This window comes from Amycolatopsis sp. ATCC 39116 (genome assembly GCF_000231075.2).
GTDB lineage: Bacteria > Actinomycetota > Actinomycetes > Mycobacteriales > Pseudonocardiaceae > Amycolatopsis_E > Amycolatopsis_E tucumanensis.
Genome location: NZ_AFWY03000022.1, coordinates 25,897 through 37,860, shown reverse-complemented (window position 1 = coordinate 37,860; position 11,964 = coordinate 25,897). Strand labels below are relative to the sequence as shown.

Annotated in this window: 12 protein-coding genes; 3 read left to right on the top strand and 9 right to left on the bottom strand. The window is 72.2% G+C overall.

From position 1 onward, the window contains the following. Window positions 1-47 precede the first annotated feature (47 nt). On the top strand, window positions 48-1,154 hold the full coding sequence (locus AMY39116_RS0322190) for an epoxide hydrolase family protein (RefSeq protein ID WP_020419825.1): 1,107 nt from the start codon (window positions 48-50) through the stop codon (window positions 1,152-1,154). Window position 1,155: 1 nt separating this feature from the next. Here the strand turns inward: AMY39116_RS0322190 and AMY39116_RS0322185 are convergent, their stop codons facing one another. From AMY39116_RS0322185 to AMY39116_RS0322160, 6 genes are all read right to left on the bottom strand, one after another. Further along, window positions 1,156-1,413, bottom strand: a complete 258-nt coding sequence (locus AMY39116_RS0322185; RefSeq protein ID WP_020419824.1) for a hypothetical protein — start codon at window positions 1,411-1,413, stop codon at window positions 1,156-1,158. Between the two features lie 37 nt (window positions 1,414-1,450). Beyond that, entirely contained in the window at window positions 1,451-2,266 is an 816-nt protein-coding gene (locus AMY39116_RS0322180; protein WP_020419823.1) for a class I SAM-dependent methyltransferase, read from the bottom strand. Further along, window positions 2,263-2,775, bottom strand: a complete 513-nt coding sequence (locus AMY39116_RS43400; protein ID WP_020419822.1) for a GNAT family N-acetyltransferase — start codon at window positions 2,773-2,775, stop codon at window positions 2,263-2,265. The genes AMY39116_RS0322180 and AMY39116_RS43400 overlap by 4 nt, the downstream gene beginning before the upstream one ends. Beyond that, the gene (locus AMY39116_RS0322170) at window positions 2,772-4,148 is read right to left on the bottom strand and encodes an FAD-binding oxidoreductase (protein ID WP_020419821.1); all 1,377 of its coding nucleotides are present in this window, start codon (window positions 4,146-4,148) and stop codon (window positions 2,772-2,774) included. Before AMY39116_RS0322170 ends, AMY39116_RS43400 begins: the two co-directional genes overlap by 4 nt. Window positions 4,149-4,229: 81 nt before the next feature. Next, window positions 4,230-5,825: a helix-turn-helix transcriptional regulator gene (locus AMY39116_RS0322165; protein ID WP_020419820.1), complete on the bottom strand. Its 1,596-nt coding sequence runs from the start codon at window positions 5,823-5,825 to the stop codon at window positions 4,230-4,232. A gap of 40 nt (window positions 5,826-5,865) precedes the next feature. Further along, a complete protein-coding gene (locus AMY39116_RS0322160) occupies window positions 5,866-6,498 on the bottom strand; it encodes a hypothetical protein (RefSeq protein WP_020419819.1) in 633 nt (210 codons plus the stop codon). 7 nt (window positions 6,499-6,505) lie between these two features. On the opposite strand from AMY39116_RS0322160, the gene AMY39116_RS0322155 reads away from it, so the two are divergent. Then, complete coding sequence (locus tag AMY39116_RS0322155) at window positions 6,506-6,844, top strand: hypothetical protein (protein ID WP_157358652.1); 339 nt, start codon at window positions 6,506-6,508, stop codon at window positions 6,842-6,844. Between the two features lie 339 nt (window positions 6,845-7,183). Here AMY39116_RS0322155 and AMY39116_RS0322150 read toward each other — a convergent pair whose 3' ends face one another. Together AMY39116_RS0322150 and AMY39116_RS0322145 are read right to left on the bottom strand one after the other, a co-directional pair. Continuing rightward, window positions 7,184-8,779 carry an MDR family MFS transporter gene (locus AMY39116_RS0322150; RefSeq protein WP_020419817.1) on the bottom strand — a complete coding sequence of 532 codons (1,596 nt, stop codon included), beginning with the start codon at window positions 8,777-8,779 and terminating at the stop codon, window positions 7,184-7,186. Then, window positions 8,776-9,351: a TetR/AcrR family transcriptional regulator gene (locus AMY39116_RS0322145; protein WP_020419816.1), complete on the bottom strand. Its 576-nt coding sequence runs from the start codon at window positions 9,349-9,351 to the stop codon at window positions 8,776-8,778. Before AMY39116_RS0322145 ends, AMY39116_RS0322150 begins: the two co-directional genes overlap by 4 nt. A gap of 123 nt (window positions 9,352-9,474) precedes the next feature. On the opposite strand from AMY39116_RS0322145, the gene AMY39116_RS0322140 reads away from it, so the two are divergent. Beyond that, window positions 9,475-10,176: an alpha/beta fold hydrolase gene (locus AMY39116_RS0322140; RefSeq protein WP_020419815.1), complete on the top strand. Its 702-nt coding sequence runs from the start codon at window positions 9,475-9,477 to the stop codon at window positions 10,174-10,176. A gap of 57 nt (window positions 10,177-10,233) precedes the next feature. Here the strand turns inward: AMY39116_RS0322140 and argG are convergent, their stop codons facing one another. Continuing rightward, window positions 10,234-11,691 (bottom strand): argininosuccinate synthase, encoded by a 1,458-nt coding sequence (gene argG, locus AMY39116_RS0322135; protein WP_020419814.1) that lies wholly within the window; start codon window positions 11,689-11,691, stop codon window positions 10,234-10,236. Between the last annotated feature and the right edge of the window lie 273 nt (window positions 11,692-11,964).

Sequence of the window (11,964 nt, the reverse complement as noted above, 5' to 3'; positions counted from 1 at the left end):
GACGGTTAGGACCGGATCCGGCCTAAGCCGTTCCTACCGTCGCCGCCATGACCGAGATCCAACCCTTCCGCATCGACATCCCGCAGGACCAGCTGGACGACCTGCACGCCAGGCTGGACGCCACCCGGTGGCCGGACGAGCTGCCCGGCGTCGGCTGGAGCCGCGGCGTGCCGGTCGGCTACCTGCGCGAGCTGGCCGGGTACTGGCGCACCTCCTTCGACTGGCGCAAGCAGGAAGCGGAGATCAACAGCCACCCCCAGTTCACCACCACGATCGACGGGCAGAACCTGCACTTCCTGCATGTCCGGGCGGCCGATCCGGACGCGCTGCCGCTGGTGCTGCTGCACGGCTGGCCGGGCGGCGTGACCGACTTCCTCGACGTGCTCGAACCCCTGTCGCGGGAGTTCCACCTCGTCGTCCCGTCGCTTCCCGGGTACGGCTTTTCCACGCCGTTGAACGGGCCGGGCATGCGCCCGTCGAAGATGGCCGCCCTGGTCGTGGACCTGATGACCCGCCTCGGGTACGGGCGGTTCGGCGTGCAGGGTTACGACCTCGGGGCGTGGGTGGCGCCGTCGATCGGCAGGCGGGCGCCGGACCGCGTCGCCGGGATCCACCTCAACGCGCTGCTGACGTTCCCGGCGGGCGAGGAGGGCGAGCTCGACGGCCTGACCGATGCCGAGCAGGCCCGATGGGCGGCGATGCAGGACTTCAACGACGGCTACTTGCAGTGCAACTCGAAGCGCCCGCAGACGGTGACCTACGGCCTGCACGACTCGCCCGTGGGGCAGCTCGCGTGGATCGTGGAGAAGTTCAAGGAGCTGACCGACCCGCCCGAGGGCCTGCCGGAGGACAGCATCGACCGGGACCGCATCCTCACCGACGTGTCGCTGTACTGGCTCACCGGCACGGCCGGCCCGGCCGCGCAGGTCTACTACGAGGAGATCACCGCGGGGGAGTGGGAGCCGGTGGCGCGGGGCACGGTGCCGACGGCGGTGCTGGTGTCCCGGCACGACAAGACGATCCGCCCGTGGGCCGAGAGGGACCACAACGTGGTGCGGTGGACCGAGACCGCGCGGGGCGGGCATTTCCTGTCGATGGAGGAGCCCGAGTTGCTGGTGGCGGATGTGCGGGAGTTCTTCGCGGAGCTGGTGTGAGCTAGCCGGTGCGGGCCAGGATCGCGCGCAGGATAACCGGCCGGTCCACCATCTGACCCTGGTGGACACCCACGGAGCCGTCACCCACCGAGGCCAGCACCCCCTCCGCCCACTCGACTTCGGCGGCGGTGGGGGTGCAGGCCTCGTGCACGGGGCCGACCTGCCGGGGGTGGATGCACAGCTTCCCGGTGAAGCCCAGGTCGATCGCGTGCGCGAGGTCCGCGACGATCGCCGTCTCGTCCCCGGTCAGGCCGTCCATCCGTGTCCTTCCTGCCTTGCGTGGTTCTCACTATCGCTCACCCGACGGTCTTCGTCGCGACCGCGACCAGGTACTCCCAGTCCGCGGCGAACGTGCCGTCGTCGGCGAGGTTGTTCTCCTCGGCGAGGGCGATGAGATCGGCGCGGAAGGCCTCCCGCCCGTCCGGGGACAGGCGTTGCGCGGCCATGTGCGTCGGGCCGTAGTGGGTGAGGAAGAAGTCGGCGAAGTGCGCCGGGTTCGCGAACTTCTCCCGCACCGTCGCGGTGGTGCACGTCAGGCCGGTGACCCGGTCGCCGAACAGTTCCCGCACGGTCTCCTCGGTGCCCCAGCGGGTGGGCGGCAGGGCGCCCGCCGGTGGCGGCGCGTGCCGTCCGACGGTCGCGAGCAGCTTGCCGATGAACCCGGCCGGCGTCCAGCTGGCCATCGCGATCGTGCCGCCGGGGCGGCAGACGCGGAGCAGTTCGTCGGCGGCGCGCTGGTGGTCGGCGGTGAACATGACGCCGATGGCGGAGAGCACGACGTCCCACTCGCCGTCGGCGCAAGGCAGGTTCTCGGCGTCCGCCTCGCGGAACCGCACGTCCAGCCCCTCCGCCTCGGCCCGCCTGCGGGCGACGTCGAGCAGCGCGGGCACGTAGTCGATGCCGGTGACGCGGCAGAACCGGCGGGCCGCGGCGAGCGCGACGTGCCCGGTCCCGGTGGCGACGTCGAGCACCTTGTCGCCGGGCCGCAGGTCCGCCGCGGCGCACAGGGTCTCCGCGAGCGGGACGGTCAGCCAGGCGACGCGCCCGTAGTCGCCGCTGCTCCAGGTCTTGTGCTGCCTGGCCTTGATCTCGTCGAAGGTGGTGGTGGTCATCGTGATCCTTTCTCCGGTTGTGACAGGGGCAGTGCGAGCGTGGTGACGCCCTCGGTGTGGAGCCCGCCGTAGGGCGCGATTTCGGTGAAGCCGTACGAGCGGTACAGGTACTCCGCGCCTGGCATGGCGTCCGGTTTGGTCTGCAGCCACAGCGCGGTGAACCCGAGGTCGGTGGCGGCCGCGACGGCCGCGGCGATCAGGTCCCGGCCCAGGCCGTGCCCGCGCACCCGCGGGTTCACGTACATCCGCTTCAGTTCGCCGGTGCGGCCGGCGAGCCGGTGGACCGCGACCATCCCGGCCGGCCGGGAACCGAGCCGCGCCAGCACGAGCGCGCCGGCGGGCGGCCGGTAGAAGCCGGGCAGGTCGTCGAACTCGGCGACGGCCGCCGGCTGCGCGGCGGTCAGGTCGAGACCGACGTGCGTGCCGATCCAGTCCAGGTATTCGCGCAGCAGCGACCGGGCGTCGCGCCAGTCGCGGTCCGCTTGCGCGTGGGTGAGGGTCGCGGTCACGGCTGGACCTCGCCCGCGGGGATGCGCTGGTGCGTGCGGAAGACGTCGTGCGGGTCCCACGCGGCCTTGACCCGGGCCAGCCGGGTGGCGCTGGACCCGAAGGCGCGGCGCATCCGGGCGCCGCCCTCGTCGCCGAGGAAGTTCGGGTACGTCGCGCCGGCCGACCAGGGCCGCAGGTCGTCGCGGAAGGCGTGGGCCAGCGCGCGGCACCGGTCGTCGTCGGCGGGGTCCTCCCACATCAGCAGCGGGTGCACGATGAACCGCGCGTCGCGCCCGGCCAGCGGCGAGTGGTCCGGCCCGGTGCGCGCCACCGCGCCGCCCCACGCCACGATGAACAGCTGCGACGGCCCGGCGGGCAGCTCGGCGGTGCGCCGCACGAGCGCGTCGATCGCCGGATCGGGCAGGTCGGTGACGTTCTCGGCGGTCCAGTAGTTGCGGTAGCCGGGCGGATCGTCCAGCGAGCACTGGAAATCCGCGTACGGAGTGGGGCCGAAGAAGTCGGCGTCGGGACCCAGTGTCCGGATTGGACCGAGCGCCCGTGCGCCCGCCTCGGCCGCGCCCGCCCACATCCCGGCGATCGCCACCGCGGGCCGTCCCCGCAACGGAGTGTCGTCCGCTCCGGTGACGAACGCGCACGCCAGCGACAGCTCGTCCGGGGCCGTCCGCATCACGTCGCGGAAGGCACGCAGCACCTCGCGCGCCCGGCCTGCGTCGAACAGGGCCACCCCGGCGTACACCTCGGGGCCGACCGGGTGCAGCGCGAGTTCCAGCGCCGTGACGACGCCGAAACCCCCGCCGCCACCGCGCAGCGCCCACAGCAGGCCCGGGTTCTCCTCCGGGGTGGCGCGGACGATCCGGCCGTCCCAGGTGACCAGTTCGGCGGCCAGGAGGTTGTCGCAGGCCAGCCCGTGCTTGCGTTCGAGCCAGCCGGAGCCGCCGCCGAGCGTCAGCCCGGCGACGCCGGTGGTGGACACGCGCCCGCCGGTGGTCGCCAGGCCGTGCACCTGGGTCTCCCGGTCCAGGTCCGCCCAGATCGCGCCGCCGCCGACGCGGGCGACGCGGCGGTCCGGGTCGACCTCGATGTCGGCGAGGTTGCGCAGGTCGAGCACCAGACCGTCGTCGCACAGCGAGAGCCCGGCGACGGAGTGCCCGCCGGAGCGCACCGCGACCGGGAGGTCGTGCTCACGGGCGAAGGCCAGTGCGGCGACCACGTCCTCGGCGGCGACGCATTCAGCCACCAGCCGCGGCCGCCGCCGCACCATCGTGTTGAACAGGCGGCAGCTGTCCTCGAAGTAGGGGTCGCCGGGTTCGTGCACGCCACCGTCGAGGCGGAAGCGGAACTCCGCGATGCCGGCGGAACGGGTCGTCGTCATGGCCCCAGCATCGGCGCGGTGGTGCCCGCGCGGCTTCGCCCGGACCGGCCATGCCGGCGAATGGCCGGAACGGGCCAGTGCTCAGAGCAGTCCGTCGCGGGTCGCGGCCGCCACCGCCGCCGCGCGGGAGGGCACGCCGAGTTTCGTGCGGATGTTGGCGATGTGCCGGTGCACGGTGTGGGCGCTGAGGAACAGCCGCCGCGCGATCGCGGCGTCGTTCAGGCCCTGCGCGACCAGGCGCAGGATGTCGGTCTCGCGCGGACTGAGGTCGCCGCTCGCGCGGCCGGCCCGGGAACCGAGGAGCGCGAGCGCGTCCCGTGCCGCCTTCGCCGCCGCGGCCGCCTGCCCGGCACGGCCGAGCGCGCCGAGGGCCTCGGCCAGGACGAGCCGGGCCTGCGCCGCCTCGAAGGGGGCCGAGCACGCGGTGAACAGGTCGAGGGCGTCCTCGGCGGCGCGCCGCGCGGGATCGTGCTCGCCGCCCGCGACGAGCACCTGCGCGCGGACGAGCCGTCCCCGCCCGCGCATGTACGGCGTGGCGAGCGGCTCGATCTGCTGTTCCAGCCGCCCGGCCGCCGCCGCGGCGCCCTCGTGATCGCCCGCGGCCGCCAGTGCGCGGGCGAGGAGTTCGAGCGCGGGCAGGCGGTCCAGGACACCGGCCTCGTCGAGCCGCCGCAGCACGCGGTCGGCGGCGTCGGCGGCCGCGGTCGGGTCGCCGGCGGCCAGGTCCAGTTCGCCGAGCGCGACGATGGCCTGCGGCAGCGGCAACGCGGTCTCGAACAGCGCCCGCGCCTCGGTGAGGTCGCCCTGCCGCACCCGCAGGCGGCCCAGCCGGACGGCGGTCGGGCCGGCCAGCGCGGGCCGCGTGGTGCTCAGGTCGGCCATCGCGTCGAGGAGTTCCTGCTCGGCCGACCGCCAGTCGCCGCCGGTCGCGAGGACCTCGCCGTAGGCGGTGCGGCAGGCGCCGAAGAAGTGCCTGCCGTGCCACGCCGACGACCAGGTGTGCAGGGCCCGGCACCACTGCTCCGCGCGGGCGAAGTCGCCGACGTCCGCGCACGCCGACACTGTGTGGCACAGCGCCCAGCCGGGGGCGACGGTCTCGGCGAAGTCCTCGCCGACGGCCAGCGCCGCTGACTCGTCGAGGAAGCCGAGTCCCTCGGCGATCGATCCGGACGCGACGAGCGCGCACCCGAGCACCGCGAGCGCGACGACCTCCACGCCGGTGTCGGCGATGCTCCGGGCCAGGTGCAGCGCCTCCCGCGCGAGCCGCTCGCCGGTCACTGGGTCGAAGTGCGCCAGCAGCGCCATGTCCGCCTCGAGCACGACCAGGAAACCCAGCTCGGGACAGGCGCCGGTGACCAGTGCGCGGCCGCGCCGGATCCACGCCGCGGCGAGCGCGTCGTCACCGCGGAAGTCGAGGTGGTCCGAGGCCAGCCACATCGCCATCCGCGCCGCCGCGCGGTCGTCGCCGCGGGCCCGGTAGCCGCGGTAGGCGCGTTCGCGGGCGGCGATCGTGCCCGCCTCGTCGCCCAGCCACCAGGCCGCGCGGCTCAGACCGTCCCAGGCCTCGGGCGTGTCCGCCGCCGACGCCGTGGCGAAGTGCGCGTGCGCCTCGGCCCACGCCGCGCGTTCCAGCGCCAGCCGGCCCGCGGCCAGCGCGTCCGTGGTTGCCGCACTCATCCGGTGCTCCCCGCGTTGGTGGGACCACCGTAGAGCGGAATCAGTTCATCGTCACGGAGAAGTCGGTGACGGTGAAGCGGGCAGGCACGCCGCCGGTGGAGCAGAACTCGATGCCGTAGCCGATCTGGTTGACGGTCGGGTTCGGCGGGATGTAGCCGCGGCCGACCGACCAGTCGATCATCGCCTTGATGTCGATGGCGCCGGAGTACTGGGTGGACTGCGCGACGAAGGCGAGGTAGTCGTCGCCGTCGTACCAGACGTCGTAGGTCACGCCGCCCGCGGTGTAGGTCGCGACCTTCTCCCCGGAGGGCACCTGGTTGTGGTTCTCCGTCCACACCATCAGTTCGGTGACCCCGGGCTGCTGGCCGACGCCGTTGAGCCAGATGTCGTAGGCGACGTTGTAGATCCCGGTGGCGGGACCGCGGCCGGCGAACGTGGAGGTGATGGTGGAGTAGTCCGACAGCGGGGCGCCGTCGAGGTTGTTGATGTCCTTGTGGACGTTCGGGTAGGTCTTCACCGACGTGGTGTCGGGCTGGGTGGAGTCGACGTACCAGTTGTCGTAGGAGCAGGCGTACAGGGTCTCCGGGCCCGCCTCGTCCTGGTTCCACATGTTGTTGTGCACGTAGTAGCCGCCATTCGACCAGCCGCCGTCGGGGTCGCTGGTCGTGTACACCGGGTCGGTGCAGGTCTCCTCCGGCGCCGGGGTGCTCGCGGCGGAGGTGGCGGACGTGCTCCGGGGCGTCGTGCTGCTGGACTCGCTGGACGAACTGGGTGTGCTGGACGGGGCGCTGGTCGTGCTGCTCGCCGCGGCGCTCGTCGGACTGGGCGCGGGGCTCGCGCTCGACGAGGCGGCCTGGCTACTGCGGGAGGCCTGCGCGGCCCAGGAACTCCCGGGCTCGCAGGCGGTGGCGCTGAGCAGGACCAGGGGAGCGGCGAGCAGCACCGCCGGCAATGTGCGTTTCATGTGCGATCTTTCCGTGTTCCGGTTGGTCCCCCAGCCGAACGGTTCGGAAAGCTAGCACAGATAACGGGAAGATCACATCACCATCACGGGAAAGTGTCCGCTGCGCCACGTCCTCCCCGGCAGCGCGGTGAACACGGGGCCACGTGAAGACCTCGCGCACGACGAGATCCTCCTGTCCATGAGCAGGCGGCCCAGTACACCTCGGACAGCCACCCCGCGAAGTCCACCGGCGGGATCGGGTCAGCGGTGTCCCGACCGCCTTCGACTTCTCCGACAGCGTTTACCGGGTCGCGACCCCGGAAGCCCGGAACAGCCCGCGATCGCCGCCTCGCGCCGGCCCTCGGCGAGTCCAGCGCCGTCTGTGTGCGGTGTTCGACGGCCGCTCGTGAGGGGGTCAGGTGCGGCGCTGCTCGGCCTCCAGGCGTTCGGCCTCCTCGCCGCCGATGGCTTCGCCGCGGGCGACCAGCCCGGCCACGTCGGAGAGCGGGATCTGCTTCAGCACCAGCGACAACGCGAACGCGATCCCGATGAACGGCAGCAGGTACCAGAACACCGGGGCGAGTGCGTCGGCGTAGGCGGTCACCACGCCGTCGCGCACCGGTGCCGGCAGCTGGTTCAGCACGGCCGGGTCGAGGGTCGCGGTGGCGGCCGAAGCGTCCGCCGCTGACGCGCCGGCCGCGGTGAAGACGCCGTTGAGGTTCTCCGTCAGCCGCGTGGTGAAGATCGTGCCGAACACCGCCGTGCCGAGCGCCGCGCCGACCTCGCGGAAGTAGTTGTTCGTGCTCGTCGCGGTGCCGATCATCGCCGCGGGCACCGCGTTCTGCACCACCAGCACGACGACCTGCATGATCAGCCCGAGCCCGGCGCCGAACACGAACAAGTACACGCAGATCAGCCAGATCGGCGTGTCCGCGGCGAGCGTGGTCATCAGGACCATCGCCACGGCGGTGACCACCGTGCCGAGGATCGGGTGGATCCGGTACCGCCCGGTCTTCGTGATCGCCGACCCGGACACGATCGAGGTGCCGATCAGGCCGACCATCATCGGCAGGAGCAACAGGCCGGACGCGGCCGCCGAGGTGCCCGAGGACATCTGCAGGAACGTGGGCACGAACCCGATCGCGGCGAACATGCCGAGGCCCAGCGCGAGCCCGATCGCGGTGGCGTTGACGAAGATCCCGTTGCGGAACAGGCTCAGCGGGATGATCGGGTCCGCGGCGCGCTTCTCGGCCACGACGAAGGCCACCGCCGACACGAGCAGGCCCAGGCCCCACGCCCAGGTCTCCATCGCGGCCCAGCCATGGTCCTTGTCGCCCCCGAAGTCGGTGAAGAAGATCAGGCAGGTGGTGGCCAGCGACAGGGACACCACACCGGCCAGGTCGATGGGCTGGGCCGCCTTCTTGCTCGGCAGCGTCAGCGCGACCAGCGCGATGACGAACGCCGCGACGCCGACCGGGATGTTGATGTAGAACGCCCACTGCCACGTGAGGTGGTCGACGAAGAAGCCGCCGAGCAGCGGGCCGCCGACGGCCGACAGCCCGAACACGCCGCCGAGCGGGCCCAGGTACTTGCCGCGCTCGTTGGCCGGCACGATGTCCGCGATGATCGCCTGGGACAGGATCATCAGCCCGCCGCCGCCGAAGCCCTGCAGTGCGCGGAACACCACGAACACCCAGAAGTCGGTGGCGAACGCGCACCCCACGGAGGCGAGGGTGAACAACGCGATCGCGACGAGGAACAGCCGCCGGCGGCCGAGGACGTCGCCGAACTTGCCGTAGATCGGCATGACGATCGTGGTCGCGAGCAGGTAGGCGGTCGTGATCCACACCTGGTGCTCGACGCCGCCGAGGTCGCCGACGATGGTCGGCATCGCGGTCGCCACGATCGTCTGGTCGAGGCTGGACAGCAGCATGCCCGCGATGAGGGCGCTGAAGATGATCCAGATCCGCCGCTGGGTCAGCAGCAGCGGGGCGGGCGCGGTGGTCGTCATGGCGTCCGTTCGGTGTCGGGGGACAGGAGGGTGCGCGCGGCGGCGAGCCGGCGCGTGAGGAGGTCGCCGAAGCTGGTCGTGTTGCCCTCGCGGAGGAACTCGCGCACCGAGGCGCCGGCGAGGGCGCCGACGATCTGCACCGCGGCGGCGGCCCGCAGGTCGCCCGCGGGCAGTCCCTCGCGGCGCTCGACCAGCTCCACATCGGACTGTTCGTCGCGCAGCAGGTACTCGAAGAACTTGGCGAGCAGGCGGGGTTCCCGCTCGACGGCGGCCTGGACCTCGCGGCACTTCTCGACCGTCATGTCGGCGCGCACCCACCGTCCCGCGGTGAGCCGCACCAGGTCGCCGAGCAGGTCGCCGCCTCCGGCCAGGAACTCCTCGACCAGGTCGTGATCGTCCCGGTGCGCGGACCGGCCGAGGACGGCGTCGTCCTTGGTGGCGAAGTAGTTGAAGAAGGTGCGGCGTGAGATGCCGGCCCGCTCGCACACCTCCTCGACGGTGAAGCCGGTCAGCCCCCGCTCGGCGGTGAGCTGCCGCGCCACCGTCGTGACCAGGGCTGCGGTGGCGGCCATCCGCCGAGTAATTGCACTATTCATCTCAAAGTGCATTCTTCCACGCCAGCCCTGTCGTCCGCCACCCGGTTCTGTTATGTTCGGTTGTGCACAACTCAATTGGATGCAACTGAAGGGTTGAACATGACTGAGACGGTGGTCCTGGTGCACGGCGCGTTCGCCGAGTCGGCCAGCTGGAACGGGGTCATCACCCGGCTGCGGGAGCAGGGGCGCCGGGTCGTGGCGGTGGCGAACCCGCTGCGCGGCCTGGCGGGCGACGCCGAGTACCTGCGGCGGGTGCTGTCCGGGATCGACGGCCCGGTGGTCCTGGCCGGCCACTCGTACGGCGGCATGGTCGCCACGGAGGCCGCGGCGGGGAACCCGCAGGTCAAGGCCCTGGTCTACGTCGCGGCGTTCGCGCCGGAGGCGGGGGAGTCGGCGCTCGGGCTGTCCGAGAAGTACCCCGGCAGCACGCTCGGCGGGACGCTCGACTCGGTCCCGCTCGGCGACGGCAGCAACGACCTGTCGATCAGACCGGACGAGTTCCACGGCCAGTTCGCGGCCGACGTGCCGGCGGACGAGGCCGCGCTGATGGCGGCGACGCAGCGCCCGGTGCGTGACGTGGCCCTGTCGCAGGAGGCGACGAGCGTGGCGTGGCGCGACATCCCGTCGTGGTTCCTGATCCCGCTGGCGGACAAGAACATCCCGGCGGCGGCGCAGCGGTTCATGGCCGAGCGGGCGGGCGCGCGGAAGGTCGTCGAACTCGACGGCGCCTCGCACGCGGTGGCGGTCTCCGAGCCGGCGGCGGTCGCGGACCTGATCCTCGAAGCGGCGAAGTCCGCCTGACGTGAAACGGAAGACGGGGCCCGCGCGGAGTGCGCGGGCCCCGTCGTTCCAGGAGCGTCAGTCGTTGCCGGCTTCCAGCGCGGCGTGGTCGAGCAGCTCGACGTCCTCCGCGGCGCCGCCGCGGGAGGCGATCACCTCGGCGCCGCCCTCGGTCATGGCGCCGATCAGGCCAGTCGAGGCGGCCTGGGCGGCGCCCACCAGCTTCGGCTGCTGAACGTCGCCGGTGCCGACCAGGCCGAGGCCGGCGTACTGCTCCAGCCGCGAGCGCGAGTCGGCGATGTCGAGGTTGCGCATGGTGAGCTGGCCGATGCGGTCGACCGGGCCGAACGCCGCGTCCTCGGTGCGCTCCATCGACAGCTTGTCCGGGTGGTAGCTGAACGACGGGCCGGTGGTGTCGAGGATCGAGTAGTCCTCGCCGCGCCGCAGCCGCAGCGTGACCTCGCCGGTGACCGCCGTGCCGACCCACCGCTGCAGCGACTCGCGCAGCATGAGCGACTGCGGGTCGAGCCAGCGGCCCTCGTACATGAGGCGGCCGAGGCGGCGGCCTTCGTTGTGGTAGCTGGCGATCGTGTCCTCGTTGTGGATCGCGTTGAGCAGCCGCTCGTAGGCGGCGTGCAGCAGCGCCATGCCCGGGGCCTCGTAGATGCCGCGGCTCTTGGCCTCGATGATCCGGTTCTCGATCTGGTCGGACATGCCCAGCCCGTGCCGCCCGCCGATCGCGTTGGCCTCGAGCACCAGGTCGACGGCGGTGGCGAACTCCTTGCCGTTGATGCGCACCGGGCGGCCCTGCTCGAAGGCGATGGTGACGTCCTCGGCGGGGATCTCGACCTCGGGGTCCCAGAACCGGACGCCCATGATCGGCTCGACCAGCTCGATGCCGGCGTCGAGGTGCTCCAGGGCCTTGGCCTCGTGGGTCGCGCCCCAGATGTTCGCGTCGGTCGAGTAGGCCTTCTCGGTGCTGGCGCGGTAGGGCAGGTTCCGGGCGGTCAGCCACTCCGACATCTCGGTGCGGCCGCCCAGTTCGGTGACGAAGTCGGCGTCCAGCCACGGCTTGTAGATGCGCAGGGCCGGGTTGGCGAGCAGGCCGTACCGGTAGAAGCGCTCGATGTCGTTGCCCTTGAAGGTGGAGCCGTCGCCCCAGATCTGGACGTCGTCCTCCAGCATCGCGCGCACCAGCAGCGTGCCGGTGACCGCGCGGCCCAGCGGAGTGGTGTTGAAGTAGACGCGGCCGCCGGAGCGGATGTGGAAGGCGCCGCAGGCCAGGGCGGCCAGCCCTTCCTCGACGAGCGCCTCGCGGCAGTCGACGAGCCGGGCGATCTCCGCGCCGTAGGTCTTGGCGCGGCCCGGCACGGAGGCGATGTCGGGCTCGTCGTACTGCCCGATGTCAGCGGTGTAGGCGCAGGGGACCGCCCCCTTCTCGCGCATCCACGCGACCGCTACCGACGTGTCGAGGCCTCCGGAGAAGGCGATCCCGACACGTTCACCGACAGGCAGAGAGGTGAGCACCTTGGACACGGGAACAGTATATGCATGGCGATGCATGATCATGCAATCGGGTGTGGCTGGCGTCTCCGCGAGCGTCTGTCGGCGGGGTGGCGAGTCTTCCTAGTCCGCCTGCTGGCCTCGGCTGTCTCCCGGAGCCTCGCTGGTGGATGGCTTATCGCCGGAGTCAGCCACGTGATGTGGTCCCACTCGGAGTAGTGCCGCCGGTCGAATGCGCCCTTGTACTGACGGTGGTCCTTGCCGCACTACGCCGGACACGAAGCCGGAGCGCGGGCGCGCCGGCAC